Here is a 13840-nt window from a genome sequence, read left to right on the forward strand (position 1 = left end):
CATTCTTCCCTTATCTAGTGCAGTTTATTGATGAGGGTTTCTACGGAAAACGCCGTTGCCTTAAGAATAGGCGTTGGATAGATACCAAAGAATATTGTAAGAATAACCATTGGATAAAGGAGGAATTTTTCTCTTAAAGAAAGATCTATTAATACTTTTAAATTCTCTTTATCCAAGGAACCAAAAACCACACGCCGATAAAGATAAAGGGCATAGGCTGCCGATAAGATAACACCTGTTGTTGCTAAAACAACAACCAATTTATTTACTTGAAAAACACCTATTAAGGTTAAAAATTCACCCAAAAATCCTGAGCTTCCAGGCAAACCAACATTTGCCATGGTGAAAATTAAGAAAACAACAGCATATTTAGGCATATTATTCACTAAACCACCAAACGCTGAAATTTCACGTGTATGCAAGCGATCATAGATAACCCCAACACAAAGAAACAATGCTGCTGAAACAATTCCATGGGATAGCATCTGATAAATAGCCCCTTGTATCCCCTGTTCATTCGCAGCAAAAATACCCATCGTTACATATCCCATATGCGCTATTGAGGAATATGCAATAAGTTTTTTGATGTCACTTTGAACAAGTGCAACCAGTGATGTATAAATAATAGCGATAAGCGATAATGTGAAAACAAAAGGCGCAAAATCTGCTGAAGCGATAGGAAACATAGGCAAAGAAAAACGAAGAAAACCATACCCACCTAATTTAAGTAAGACACCAGCTAAAATAACAGAACCCGCTGTCGGTGCTTCTACGTGAGCATCAGGAAGCCATGTATGAACTGGCCACATTGGCATTTTAACTGCGAAAGAAGCAAAAAATGCAAGCCATAGCCATATTTGCATATGAGCAGGAAACTGATAATTGAGTAAAGTTGGTATATCAAGTGTCCCAGCCTCCCAATACATAACCATAAGAGCAACCAGCATAAGCACTGAACCAAGTAAAGTATATAAGAAAAACTTTATACTTGCATAAACACGACGTGCTCCTCCCCATACACCTATAATGATAAACATTGGAATGAGGCTGCCTTCAAAAAAAACATAGAATAGCATTGCATCAAGAGCACAAAAAACACCAATAATCGCAACTTCTAGAAGAAGAAACGCAATCATATAGGCTTTTAATCTCTCTTTAACATTCTCCCAACTTGCTAAAATACAGAAAGGCAAAAGAAAAGCCGAGAGAACAACAAAAAGAATAGAAATACCATCGACCCCCATATGATAGCTAATACCCCCCCCTAACCAACTGGATTTTTCAACCATTTGAAAATTTTGGTTGCTAGAATCAAATCCTATCCAAATAATTAAAGAAATAATAAAAACAAATAGAGTCGTAAAAAATGCGACATTACGTATATTATGGCGTGCTACTTCACTATCATCTTTGATAAACAAAATCAGAAGAACACCAACAAGCGGCAAAAATGTAACCGTAGAAAGAATAGGCCAATCGGTCATTAGTTTACGCCCCCGATCATCATCCATGTAATGAGCAATGCAACGCCGATAAGCATTGCAAATGCATAGTGGTAAAGATAGCCTGTTTGCATTCGAACAACTCTATTTGTAATATCAACAACACGCGCTGCAATACCATTGGGACCTAGACCATCAATAATCTTACCGTCTCCCACTTTCCAAAGAAAAGAACCAATTCTAAAGGTAGGACGAACAAATAAAAAGTTATATAATTGATCGAAATACCACTTTTGGTAAAGAAAGTGATACACTCCTGGCATAATACGCGCCATTTTCTTTGGAAGAGAGGGAGCCACAATATAAAATAAATAAGCCAACATAAACCCAAGAATCATTGCTATAAAAGGCGACCATTTTACCCAATTAAAAACATGGTGAGCATCATGAAGAATATGATTATGGCTGCTTGTAAATAATGCTCCCTTCCAAAAAGCATTATACAAGTCACCAAAAAAGTAAGATTGGAAAACGACACCAGAAAATATTGCTCCAATAGATAAAAGAAAGAGTGGAATCAACATAACTGGAGGCGATTCATGAACATGATGCATCACATCAACTGTTGCCCGTGGTTTACCATGGAATGTCATAAAGATAAGTCGCCATGAATAGAAACTTGTTAAAAAGGCAGCAAAAACAAGAAGATAAAAAGCATATCCTGAAGCAATATTATGAGATGCAAAAGCAGACTCTATAATCGCATCTTTTGAGAAAAAACCTGCAGTCCCGAAAAGTGTTCCTGGAATTCCAACACCGGTCAAGGCAATGGTCCCGACCATCATCATCCAATAGGTGACCTTTATATGTTTGCGTAACCCACCCATTTTTCGCATATCTTGTTCATCAGATACAGCATGAATCACAGAACCTGCACCAAGAAACAATAAGGCTTTAAAAAAAGCATGCGTAAAAAGATGAAAGACAGCAGCGCCATAAGCTCCAACACCTAATGCCACAAACATATAACCAAGTTGAGAGCATGTAGAATAAGCAATAACACGCTTAATATCGTTCTGCACCAACCCCACAGTTGCTGCAAAAAACGCTGTTGTTGCACCAACAATAATAATCACGGTCAAAGCAGTTGAAGAAAGTTCAAAAATTGGCGACATACGCGCAACCATAAAAACACCAGCCGTTACCATTGTAGCGGCATGAATAAGCGCTGATACAGGGGTTGGTCCTTCCATTGCATCAGGCAGCCAAGTATGTAAAAGAAATTGTGCGGATTTTCCCATCGCACCAATAAATAATAAAAGACATGTAATGGTAATTGCCGTCTGCCCATCAAATTGCCAATCTAAAAATGTCATATTTTGTATAAAGCTCTTGTCGGCAGCTTTTGCAAAAATAGAGGCAAAATCAACCGATTGAAACAAAACAAAAATACTAAAGATTCCTAAGAGAAAACCAAAGTCTCCAACACGGTTAACTACAAAAGCTTTCATTGCGGCCTTATTAGCAGAATCGCGCTGAAACCAAAAACCAATGAGTAAATAAGAAGCAAGTCCGACACCTTCCCATCCAAAAAACATCTGAATCAAATTATTGGATGTGACCAACATAAGCATCATAAATGTAAACAAAGAAAGATAAGAAAAAAAACGAGACCTTGAAGGGTCATGGTGCATATAACCAATTGAATAAATATGCACCAATGCCGAAACACTGTTTACAACAATAAGCATGACAGTTGTTAATGTATCAACATGTAAAGCCCAATTAAAGCTTAAGTCACCAACAGTCATCCAATGTAATACCAATACATCAATCGCTGGAATATGACCAAGTGCAATACTGAAAAATGCTATCCACGATAATATGGCAACAACAACCATAAAGCTACATGTTATCAATTCACTCGCACGATCTCCTATCGTTTTTCCACCTAGTGCAGCAATTAAAAAACCCAAAAGCGGAAGAAAGACAATCGTATAATACATCACTGGTTAGCCTTTCATTACATTAACATCTTCAACCGCAATGGAACCACGATTACGGAAAAAAACGACCAGAATTGCTAAACCAATGGCAGCTTCAGCAGCTGCTACGGTTAAGACAAATAAAGCGAATACCTGACCAACGAGATCATGAAGAAATGCTGAAAATGCAACAAAATTGAGATTAACTGAAAGCAATATAAGCTCAATGGACATCAAGATAATAATCACATTTTTTCTGTTGAGAAAAATTCCAGCAATACCAATTGTAAACATCAAAGCAGAAACAGTGAGATAATGTGTAATATCAATATACATCTACATAGCCCCCCTTACATACCTTTGCCTGATTCAACTTGTTTGATTTCAATGGCACTTTCTACCGTTCTAGAAACTTGCTCCGCAATAGATTGCCGCTTTACTCCTAATTTATGACGAAGTGTTAAAACAATAGCTCCAATCATTGCAACCAATAAAATCATTCCAGCAATTTGAAAATAGAAAACATAATCCGTATAGAGAATATCACCTAATGCTTGTGTATTTGTTCGCTGCGCTAAATCTGGCATTGGTTGCGTAACATGCGTTCTCAAGACTGGAGAAAAATAGCTACTCATAAAAACAACAATCAATTCTACAGCGATAATAATGCCAATAAGAGCCCCAATCGGAGCATACCGAAGAGTTCCACTCTTTAACTCAGCAAAATCAACATCAAGCATCATAACGACAAATAAAAATAAAACAGCGACAGCTCCAACATAAACAACAAGCAGAATAAGCCCCAAAAACTCTGCTCCTGCAAGTAAAAACAAAGCTGCTGCATTAAAAAATGCGAGGATTAAAAACAAAACAGAATGCACTGGATTGCGTGCTGTAATAACAATAACTGCACTTGTTAGCATAATAAAAGCAAACAAATAGAAAAATGCCGCCGCTAGATCTGTTAGCATAGGCTTCTCCTTAATTATTCAAACAATTGGTATAAACTTCATACCAGATTACAATTTATCGGAAAAATATCCGACACCTCATTTAACGATACACTTAACGATAAGGCGCATCCATCAATATATTTCGAGCAATTTCTCGCTCCCAGCGATCTCCATTCAATAAAAGCTTTTCTTTATCATAATAAAGTTCTTCACGTGTTTCCGTCGCAAACTCAAAATTTGGACCTTCGACAATAGCTTCAACCGGACAGGCTTCTTGACAAAAACCACAGTAGATACATTTAACCATGTCTATATCATAACGGACAGTTCTACGTGTACCATCATTGCGCCGTGGCCCAGCTTCAATTGTAATCGCTTGAGCAGGACAAATCGCTTCACATAATTTACAAGCAATACACCGTTCTTCACCATTTGGATAGCGACGCAATGCATGCTCACCACGAAAACGCTGAGATACAAAACCTTTTTCATAAGGATAATTAATCGTGGGTTTTGGTGAAAAAAATTGACGCATAGCTAAGAAAAAAGCACTCACAAATTCCAATAGAAGAAGTGACTTTGCCGCCTGAATAAAACCTGACATCGTAAAATCTCCTCTTAAACGAAATCCGTAAACTTTAAAAAAGCAGCAGTTATCACAACCATTGTTAGTGAGAGAGGAAGAAAAACCTTCCAACCAAGCCGCATGAGCTGATCATAGCGATAACGTGGAACAAATGCTTTGACCATAGCAAACCAAAAAAATACAAAACAGACTTTTAAAACAAACCAAATGATACCAGGAACCCAATTAAGCCACCAAACATCTAAGGGAGGCAGCCAACCGCCTAAAAATAGAATGGTTGTTAATGCGCACATTAAAACAATCGCAACATATTCACCTAGAAAGAAGAGCATGTAAGGCGTTGAAGAATATTCTACCATATGACCAGCAACAAGTTCAGATTCTGCTTCCACCAAATCGAATGGAGGACGGTTTGTCTCTGCAAGCGCAGAAATAAAAAATATAATAAACATTGGAAAAAGGACCAACCAATTCCAATCGAGAAAACTGTTAAAAGGAAGACCAAGAGTTGTACCAAGCCCGTGCGTTTGTTTAAAAACAATTGTTGTGAGATCTAACGAACCACTTATTAAAATGACAGTCACAAGCACAAAACCAATGGAAACTTCATAAGAAACCATTTGTGCCGCCGAACGAAGAGCTCCTAAGAAAGGATATTTTGAATTTGATGCCCATCCCCCCATAATAACACCATAAACTTCAAGAGATGAAATGGCTAAAATATAAAGCAAGCCAACATTAATCTTTGCAACCTCCCAGCCCTCATTGACAGGAATAACAGCCCAAGTTGATAAAGCAAGTGTCGCTGAAACAAAAGGAGCCAAAAGAAAAACCCCCTTATTTGCACCTGCTGGGATAATAGGTTCTTTCACAACAAATTTAATTAAATCTGCAAAAGACTGTAACAAACCCCATGGTCCAACAACGTTTGGTCCACGACGCAATTGTACCGCTGCCCAAATTTTTCTATCGGCATAAAGAAGATAAGCAACTAAGACCAAAAGAACGACCAAAAGAAGAAGTGTTTTTCCGATTATAATGAGTAATGGCAACAGCCAAGTCATAAAGAAATCATACATCATTATTCCTTTTCCTTTGCCCTTACTTTACTGTTTGTGTAGCACGTTTTTTTGCAAGAGATGAACATTCAGCCATAACAGCAGAAGCACGTGCTATCGGATTTGTTAAATAAAAATCTTTAACCATAGAAGTAAATGCTTGACTCTCGAGAGAAACCATTTTTGAACCAAGCGCCTTAAGACCACTTATATCAGAAGGCACTATATCATCAACAGCACAAAGGTGTGGATAATCATTAAACAAGCATTGCCTTAATTGAGAAAGAGAATCAAAAGGGAGCTTTTGTCCTAAAATATCCGATAAAGCACGCAAAATAGCCCAATCTTCTTTTGCTTCACCTGGAGCAAAACCAGCCCGATTTGTCATTTGAACACGTCCTTCTGTATTCACATAAAGCCCTGATTTTTCAGTGTAAGCAGATGCAGGCAAAATAACGTCAGCAGCATGTGCACCATTATCACCATGGCTCCCAATATAAACTGTAAAAGCTTTTGTATTGGCTAATTCTACTTCATCAGCACCAAGCAAAAATAGAACTTCACAGGTTTTAAGTATATTTGCAACCCCAAGCTTAGAAGTAAAGCCTATGTCCAACCCTCCAACAATCGATGCTGCATTATGAAGAACCCCAAACCCATTCCATGTCTCACTAAGAGCACCTATATTATCAGCTAATTTAGCAAGACTTTTTAAAACAGATAAACCTTCACTTCCTGAAACCGCTCCCTCTCCGATAAGAATAAGGGGCCTCTTCGCTTCTTTTAAGACATTAAAAAAAACATCCTCTCCACGAATAAGTGTCGTTAATGTATCACTCCCAGATCCAAGGTAAGAATAAGGATAACGTAAATCGACTTTCTCTCCAATTAATGCAATAGGAAAATTGCCCATCCGTTGGCGCTTTAAAATACGCGCATTTAAAACAGCTGCTTCATGACGTGGATTAGATCCCACAATAAGCAGTGCATCAGCCTGTTCAATACCTACAATTGTAGGATTAAAAATATAACTCGAGCGCCCAAACTCTGGCGATAAAGCTCCCCCTCTTTGACGACAATCAAAAAGCGTTGAGCCCAAAGAACTCAATAATGCTTTAAGGGCATACATTTCTTCAACAGAAGCAAGATCCCCCGCAATGGCTCCAATTTTTTCTGGAAAAATTTTAGAGATTACCATTTTAATTTTTGCAAAAGCTTCTGTCCAACTGACAGGTTGAAGCTTTCCATCTTTGCGTACATATGGCTTATCAAGCCGCTGAGTCCGTAATCCATCCCAAATAAAACGCGTTTTATCAGAGATCCATTCCTCATTTACATCTTCATTCGTACGCGGCATAATCCGCATAACTTCACGGCCGCGGCTATCAATACGGATAGCACTACCAAGCGCATCCATCACATCAATCGATTCCGTTTTTACCAATTCCCACGGACGGGCATGAAACGCATAAGGTTTTGAAGTTAGAGCTCCCACTGGACAAAGATCAATAACATTTCCCTGTAATTCAGATGTCATAGCTTTTTCAAGATACGTCGTAATTTCAGCATCTTCACCACGACCGATCAAACCAAGTTCAGAAATACCTGCAACTTCCGTTGTAAAACGAACACACCGTGTACAATGAATACACCGTGTCATAACAGTTTTGACGAGAGGTCCAATATATTTATCTTCTACAGCACGTTTATTTTCTGTATAACGAGAACAATCTCGTCCATAAAGCATTGCTTGATCTTGAAGATCACACTCTCCCCCTTGATCACACACTGGACAATCCAAAGGATGATTAATGAGAAGAAATTCCATAACACCTTCACGTGCTTTTTTTACCATCGGTGTATTGGTAAAAATCTCAGGTGCCTCACCGTTAGGCCCCAATCGTAAATCACGAACCCCCATAGCACAAGAAGCCTGAGGTTTTGATGGACCACCCTTAACCTCAACTAAACACATACGACAATTTCCAGCAATTGACAAAGATTCATGAAAACAAAAACGTGGAATTTCTACCCCAGCCGCCTCAGCAGCCTGAAGCAAAGTGTAGTAATCAGGAACTTCAATCTCTTTGCCATCAACTTTGATATTTATCATCACCCATCCAACCTGCGGATAACCCACTTAAAATTTGCATTCGGTTGCTCTTAAAACAAAATCCTTTATTAAACCGCTTCTAAAGCAATATTTTTGCTTTGGACTACATTTCGCGTGTATTCATCAATTCTACGCTCGATTTCCGGACGAAAATTACGTATCAACCCCTGTACAGGCCATGCGGCAGCATCACCAAGCGCACAAATAGTGTGTCCTTCAACCTGTTTAGACACTTCAAACAAAAGATCAATCTCGCGTTTTTGCGCTCTTCCCTCAACCATACGCCCTAAAAGACGCATCATCCATCCCGTCCCCTCACGACACGGTGTACACTGACCACAACTCTCGTGCTTGAAAAAAGCAGCTATACGCCAAATTGCCTTGATAATATCGGTTGATTTATCCATAACAATCATTCCCCCTGTGCCAAAAGAAGACCCGACATCTCGCATCCCATCAAAATCCATGATCGCATCGATCATATCCTCACCACGAACGACTGGACAAGAAGCCCCCCCTGGAATAACTGCTAAAAGATTATTCCATCCACCACGAACACCACCCGTATGTTTTTCAATTAATTCACGGAATGAAACACCAAGAGCGTCTTCAAATGTACAAGGTGCATTAACATGCCCTGAAACCATAAATAATTTCGTTCCAACATTATTTGCTCGTCCGATTGATGAAAACCACGAAGCACCTCGCCGCAAAATCGTTGGAACAACGGCAATAGACTCTACATTATTTACTGTTGTTGGACAGCCATAAATCCCCATATTGGCAGGAAATGGTGGTTTAAGCCGAGGTTGTCCCTTTTTTCCCTCAAGACTTTCAAGAAGAGCCGTTTCTTCACCACAAATATAAGCACCAGCTCCATGATGAATAACAATATCACAAGCATGCCCATATTTCGTTTTTTTACCAAGTAAACCCGCATCATAGCATTCATCAACGGCAGCTTGAAGCGCTTCACGTTCACGAATATATTCACCACGAATATAAATAAAAGCAACATTGGCTCCCATAGCAAAAGTAGCGATTGCACATCCTTCAATCAAAGTGTGGGGGTCATGACGTAAAATATCACGGTCTTTACAAGTTCCAGGTTCAGATTCATCGGCATTGACAACCAAATAATGAGGACGCCCATCATTCTGCTTTGGCATAAAGGACCACTTCATTCCAGTAGGAAAACCAGCACCACCACGACCGCGTAAACCCGATGCCTTCACTTCATCAATGACCCAATCACGACCTTTGTCAATCATTTCTTTCAGACCATTCCAATGCCCACGCAACATCGCAGCCTTTAATGATTTGTCTTTTAAACCATAAATATTGGTGAAGATACGATCTTTATCAGCTAGCATACCCCACCTTTTTTTCTATTACCCATAGCATTTTCCGCTTTTCCTCAAATGCAGTTTTTAAATATCTTTTCAAGACTTCTTACTTTTCGTTAAATGTTGCCGTCATGGGTAGAATAATAAAATATTTTCTCAAGAAAAATACTTAATTATGTTCCCCATTCTTTCCTTATCCTTTTTTGGTGAAGACTTGAGAGATCTTTTTTTCTTTCTCATCATCAATAAGAGAAGTTAAACCACTAATCGGTTCCGACGATTTACGACTATTTTGCGGACCAACCGCTATCTCAGAACCCTTACCTGCTTCAAATGCATCAATAATTTCTTCAAGGCGTTCAGCTGTAAGATCTTCATAAGTATCTTTAAAAATCATAACCATCGGAGCATTCACACAAGCACCAAGACACTCCACCTCTTCCCATGATAAGGTTCCATCCTGATTGGTCGCAAAAGGTTCATGATGAATTTTTTTCTGACAAACTTTAATCAATTCGTCAGAACCACGTAACATACAAGGCGTTGTACCACAAACTTGAATATGCGCTTTTGTTCCAACAGGCTTAAGCTGAAACTGAGTATAAAAAGTAGCAACTTCTAAGACACGGATATAAGCCATGGAAAGAATCTGAGCAATATGCTCAATCGCTGCACGTGTCACCCAACCATCTTGCTCTTGAGCACGCATTAATAATGGAATTACAGCAGACTGCTCACGCCCTGCAGGATATTTTTTTATGGTATTTTTTACCCATATCTGATTTTCTTTTGTAAAAGAAAACTCAGCGGGCTGATAAACATCATCTGCAAGACGGCGTACGGACATTAGCGATCAACCTCCCCAAAAACAATATCAATCGAACCCAAAATAGCTGTAGCATCTGCTAACATATGACCTCTGGTTAAAAAATCCATAGCTTGGAGATGAGCAAACCCAGGAGCACGCAACTTGACACGATAAGGCTTATTGGTTCCATCAGAAACAAGATAAACACCAAACTCACCCTTCGGAGCTTCCACAGCAACATATACTTCTCCAGGAGGTGTATGAAAACCTTCCGTATAGAGTTTAAAGTGATGAATCAGTGCTTCCATCGAGCTTTTCATTTCACTCCGCGTCGGTGGTACAATTTTGCGATCCAAGCTCGAAACCGGTCCATTTTTTTCAGTACTCAGTAAACGTTCCACACATTGGCGCATAATTTTCGCTGATTGACGCATTTCTTCCATACGAATAAGATAGCGATCATAACAATCGCTATTTTTACCTATAGGAATATCGAATTCCATTTCATCGTAACATTCATAAGGCTGACTTTTACGCAAATCCCATGGAACACCAGCTCCACGAATCATAACCCCAGAAAAACCGCGTGCCCAAGCTTCATCAATACTTACAACGCCAATATCCACATTACGCTGCTTAAAAATCCGATTTGGGGTCACAAGCGCATCAAGTTTTCCGAGAGAAACAAGAAATGGATCAATAAAATCACCAATATCCTCAACTAAAGATTCTGGTAAATCTTGATGCACGCCACCAGGACGAAAATAATTTGCATGAAGACGAGCACCACAGGCACGCTCATAAAAAATCATCAATCTTTCACGTTGCTCAAATCCCCAAAGCGGTGGTGTTAAAGCACCAACATCCATTGCCTGTGTCGTTACATTAAGCAAATGATTAAGAATACGCCCAATTTCAGAAAACAAAACACGTATTAATTGCCCTCTTTTAGGAACTTTTATATCTAATAACTTTTCAATAGCAAGAACAAAAGCATGTTCCTGATTCATAGGAGCAACATAATCCAAACGATCTAGATAAGGACCAGCTTGGAGATAAGTCTTTGTTTCCATTAATTTTTCAGTACCGCGATGCAACAACCCAATATGTGGATCTACACGCTCAACAACTTCACCGTCCAGCTCCAGAACCATGCGCAAAACCCCATGCGCGGCAGGATGCTGCGGACCAAAATTGATATTAAAGTTTCGAACATTGACCTCAGCCACAATCAACCCCTTGCTTTTTAAAAAACTTCATATCAAATATCAAAAAATCTATCACGCTAAAAAATATTTAATTATTTAAGAAATACAGTACTCTAATATAATGCCTTATCAAAACCAATATTATTTTTTTTCATCTGCTTTCCCATCACATGGCAAAGTATACTGTCCTCCTTCCCAAGGAGAAAGAAAATCAAAATTACGCATCTCTTGACGCAAAACAACAGGCTCATAAATCACCCTCTTTGCTTCATTATCATAACGGCATTCAACAAATCCTGTCACAGGAAAGTCTTTGCGTAAAGGATATCCTTCAAACCCATAATCTGTTAAAATCCGTCTCAAATCCGGGTGTCCTGAAAATAAAACCCCATACATATCATACGTTTCACGTTCATACCACTCTGCGCCAGGATAAACCGTACAAGCTGAAGCAACAGGAGTATTTTCATCCGTACGAACTTTTACACGTAAGCGTAAATTCTCACGAGGAGATAACAATTGGTAAGAAACATCAAAGCGCTTATCGCGAAAAGGATAATCCACACCACTAATGTCTGTAAGATTAATAAATTGACAGCGAGAATCATCACGAACAAACATTAAGACATCGATAATTGCATCAAGACGTGCCACAATGGTCAATTCACCAAAAGCAAGAACAGTCTCTTCAAGCTTATTTTTTAATTTGTTTTCCAAATAAGCAGCAAGCTCAACCAATGTTTCATCCACCATGACAAGAAAACTCTCTATCGCTCTATGGATCCGGTACGACGGATTTTTTTCTGTAGCAACAATATGCCGTATAATAATGCCTCTGCTGTAGGTGGACACCCTGGGACATATATATCGACAGGCACGATACGATCACATCCCCGCACTACTGAATAGGAATAATGATAATATCCCCCACCGTTTGCACATGATCCCATAGAAATCACATAACGTGGCTCTGGCATCTGATCGTACACTTTTCTTAAAGCAGGAGCCATCTTATTTGTTAGAGTACCTGCCACCACCATCACATCTGACTGGCGGGGTGAAGCTCGTGGTGCATATCCAAAACGCTCATTATCATAATGAGGCATTGAGCATTGCATCATTTCGATAGCACAACAAGCCAAACCAAAACTCATCCACATTAAAGAACCGGTACGTGCCCAAGTAATCAAAGCATCTGCCGAGGTAACTAAAAACCCCTTATCTGATAATTCAGCATTGATATCACGAAAAAACTTATCGTCAGATCCTATCAGCCCACCAGTATTTGGATCAATGATTCCTTTTGGTTTTGGAGCCTCAATCGTTGAATTATTAGATATTAATTCCATTCAAGGGCTCCTTTTTTCCATTCATATATAAATCCAATAGTCAAAATCGCTAAAAACACAATCATCGACCAAAAGCCAAACATACCTATTGATTCGAATGAAACAGCCCAAGGAAAAAGAAATGCAACTTCAAGATCAAAAATAATAAATAAAATTGACACCAAATAGAAACGAATATCAAACTTCATGCGTGCATCACTAAATGAATTAAACCCACATTCATAAGCCGATAATTTTTCAGGATCGGGGGAACGATATGCTACAATGTAAGGTGTAATCAACAAAACTCCAGCAATAACCGCTGACACAATAATGAAAATCAAGACTGGCAAATAAGAGCTCAATAAATAAGCCATAACCCTCTTCCATCGTAACGAAATGCCTGAGTTTAACACAATGATTCAATATTGCGAGACCAAACAGACAAATTTAACAATCGCTCTATTAACTCTATTCATACTGCTTCAAAGGCATACAGAGCGATACTTTTCTTATCGGCATAGGTAACGCAGAGCAAAGAAAGACGCAAGCCCTATTCTTATAAACCATATAAAAAGAAAGAAAAAACATATTTATTCCCAATCAAACACTCCACCACATCACTCATAGCATATGGATATTTTAAAAAGGAAATTTCATAAGGAATCACGAAATGGCGCGAGTGACGGGGCTCGAACCCGCGACCTCCGGCGTGACAGGCCAGCACTCTAACCAACTGAGCTACACCCGCGCATTTTTTCGAACCAATTTAATTTGGTACAAGCGGTCGTGTAAGGGGTTCATGCGTTTATGTCAAGAAGGATTATGCATTTTTAAAAAAAATTATCAAATACCATCTTTATTCTTGCGTTTAGAAAAATTTTTCCTTAAAGAGTCTCCATTCAATTGCTGATCATTGCATTGGGCGATTAGCTCAGCTGGTAGAGCGCCTCGTTTACACCGAGGATGTCGGGAGTTCGAGTCTCTCATCGCCCACCATATAGCTTTATATT

At 39.0% G+C, this 13840-nt stretch carries 12 protein-coding genes, 2 tRNA genes and 1 pseudogene; 1 reads left to right on the forward strand and 14 read right to left on the reverse strand.

Going from position 1 to position 13840, the window contains the following annotated elements; genetic code table 11:
- Positions 1 to 14: 14 nt before the first annotated feature.
- The 14 genes and pseudogenes from ACFIQE_RS02120 to ACFIQE_RS02185 form a co-directional block, all read right to left on the reverse strand.
- The gene (locus ACFIQE_RS02120; RefSeq protein ID WP_273791287.1) at positions 15 to 1484 is read right to left on the reverse strand and encodes an NADH-quinone oxidoreductase subunit M; all 1470 of its coding nucleotides are present in this window, start codon (positions 1482 to 1484) and stop codon (positions 15 to 17) included.
- Positions 1484 to 3448 (reverse strand): NADH-quinone oxidoreductase subunit L, encoded by a 1965-nt coding sequence (gene nuoL, locus ACFIQE_RS02125; protein WP_375707232.1) that lies wholly within the window; start codon positions 3446 to 3448, stop codon positions 1484 to 1486. Before nuoL ends, ACFIQE_RS02120 begins: the two co-directional genes overlap by 1 nt.
- 6 nt (positions 3449 to 3454) lie before the next feature.
- Positions 3455 to 3763 (reverse strand): NADH-quinone oxidoreductase subunit NuoK, encoded by a 309-nt coding sequence (gene nuoK / locus ACFIQE_RS02130; protein ID WP_273791275.1) that lies wholly within the window; start codon positions 3761 to 3763, stop codon positions 3455 to 3457.
- Between the two features lie 14 nt (positions 3764 to 3777).
- Positions 3778 to 4398, reverse strand: a complete 621-nt coding sequence (locus tag ACFIQE_RS02135; protein ID WP_375621225.1) for an NADH-quinone oxidoreductase subunit J — start codon at positions 4396 to 4398, stop codon at positions 3778 to 3780.
- Between the two features lie 94 nt (positions 4399 to 4492).
- Positions 4493 to 4984 carry an NADH-quinone oxidoreductase subunit NuoI gene (nuoI, locus tag ACFIQE_RS02140; RefSeq protein WP_273723184.1) on the reverse strand — a complete coding sequence of 164 codons (492 nt, stop codon included), beginning with the start codon at positions 4982 to 4984 and terminating at the stop codon, positions 4493 to 4495.
- A 14-nt stretch (positions 4985 to 4998) separates the two neighbouring features.
- Positions 4999 to 6045 carry an NADH-quinone oxidoreductase subunit NuoH gene (nuoH, locus tag ACFIQE_RS02145; RefSeq protein WP_375629900.1) on the reverse strand — a complete coding sequence of 349 codons (1047 nt, stop codon included), beginning with the start codon at positions 6043 to 6045 and terminating at the stop codon, positions 4999 to 5001.
- A gap of 22 nt (positions 6046 to 6067) precedes the next feature.
- Positions 6068 to 8137 (reverse strand): NADH-quinone oxidoreductase subunit NuoG, encoded by a 2070-nt coding sequence (gene nuoG / locus ACFIQE_RS02150; protein WP_375629777.1) that lies wholly within the window; start codon positions 8135 to 8137, stop codon positions 6068 to 6070.
- 68 nt (positions 8138 to 8205) lie between these two features.
- Entirely contained in the window at positions 8206 to 9510 is a 1305-nt protein-coding gene (gene nuoF, locus ACFIQE_RS02155) for an NADH-quinone oxidoreductase subunit NuoF (protein ID WP_375629774.1), read from the reverse strand.
- A 129-nt stretch (positions 9511 to 9639) separates the two neighbouring features.
- A pseudogene (nuoE, locus tag ACFIQE_RS02160) lies at positions 9640 to 10330 on the reverse strand (NADH-quinone oxidoreductase subunit NuoE).
- A complete protein-coding gene (locus ACFIQE_RS02165; protein ID WP_375613457.1) occupies positions 10330 to 11520 on the reverse strand; it encodes an NADH-quinone oxidoreductase subunit D in 1191 nt (396 codons plus the stop codon). The pseudogene nuoE and the gene ACFIQE_RS02165 overlap by 1 nt, the downstream one beginning before the upstream one ends.
- A 120-nt stretch (positions 11521 to 11640) precedes the next feature.
- A complete protein-coding gene (locus ACFIQE_RS02170) occupies positions 11641 to 12252 on the reverse strand; it encodes an NADH-quinone oxidoreductase subunit C (protein WP_375629771.1) in 612 nt (203 codons plus the stop codon).
- A 14-nt stretch (positions 12253 to 12266) separates the two neighbouring features.
- On the reverse strand, positions 12267 to 12848 hold the full coding sequence (locus ACFIQE_RS02175) for a NuoB/complex I 20 kDa subunit family protein (protein ID WP_375629768.1): 582 nt from the start codon (positions 12846 to 12848) through the stop codon (positions 12267 to 12269).
- On the reverse strand, positions 12839 to 13204 hold the full coding sequence (locus ACFIQE_RS02180) for an NADH-quinone oxidoreductase subunit A (protein ID WP_005773599.1): 366 nt from the start codon (positions 13202 to 13204) through the stop codon (positions 12839 to 12841). Before ACFIQE_RS02180 ends, ACFIQE_RS02175 begins: the two co-directional genes overlap by 10 nt.
- Positions 13205 to 13501: 297 nt before the next feature.
- Positions 13502 to 13578 (reverse strand) — tRNA-Asp (locus ACFIQE_RS02185).
- A gap of 172 nt (positions 13579 to 13750) precedes the next feature.
- Here ACFIQE_RS02185 and ACFIQE_RS02190 point away from each other — a divergent pair.
- A tRNA-Val gene (locus tag ACFIQE_RS02190) sits at positions 13751 to 13826 on the forward strand.
- Positions 13827 to 13840 lie beyond the last annotated feature (14 nt).

Origin of the sequence: Bartonella sp. AA1HLJMS (assembly GCF_042197445.1) — a bacterium.
GTDB lineage: Bacteria > Pseudomonadota > Alphaproteobacteria > Rhizobiales > Rhizobiaceae > Bartonella.

Coding starts and splice junctions, on each gene's coding strand:
- ACFIQE_RS02120 (WP_273791287.1), bottom strand. CDS start 1,484: ATGACCGATTGGCCTATTCTTTCTACGGTTACATTTTTGCCGCTTGTT.
- nuoL (WP_375707232.1), bottom strand. CDS start 3,448: ATGTATTATACGATTGTCTTTCTTCCGCTTTTGGGTTTTTTAATTGCT.
- nuoK (WP_273791275.1), bottom strand. CDS start 3,763: ATGTATATTGATATTACACATTATCTCACTGTTTCTGCTTTGATGTTT.
- ACFIQE_RS02135 (WP_375621225.1), bottom strand. CDS start 4,398: ATGCTAACAGATCTAGCGGCGGCATTTTTCTATTTGTTTGCTTTTATT.
- nuoI (WP_273723184.1), bottom strand. CDS start 4,984: ATGTCAGGTTTTATTCAGGCGGCAAAGTCACTTCTTCTATTGGAATTT.
- nuoH (WP_375629900.1), bottom strand. CDS start 6,045: ATGTATGATTTCTTTATGACTTGGCTGTTGCCATTACTCATTATAATC.
- nuoG (WP_375629777.1), bottom strand. CDS start 8,137: ATGATAAATATCAAAGTTGATGGCAAAGAGATTGAAGTTCCTGATTAC.
- nuoF (WP_375629774.1), bottom strand. CDS start 9,510: ATGCTAGCTGATAAAGATCGTATCTTCACCAATATTTATGGTTTAAAA.
- ACFIQE_RS02170 (WP_375629771.1), bottom strand. CDS start 12,252: ATGGTGGATGAAACATTGGTTGAGCTTGCTGCTTATTTGGAAAACAAA.
- ACFIQE_RS02175 (WP_375629768.1), bottom strand. CDS start 12,848: ATGGAATTAATATCTAATAATTCAACGATTGAGGCTCCAAAACCAAAA.
- ACFIQE_RS02180 (WP_005773599.1), bottom strand. CDS start 13,204: ATGGCTTATTTATTGAGCTCTTATTTGCCAGTCTTGATTTTCATTATT.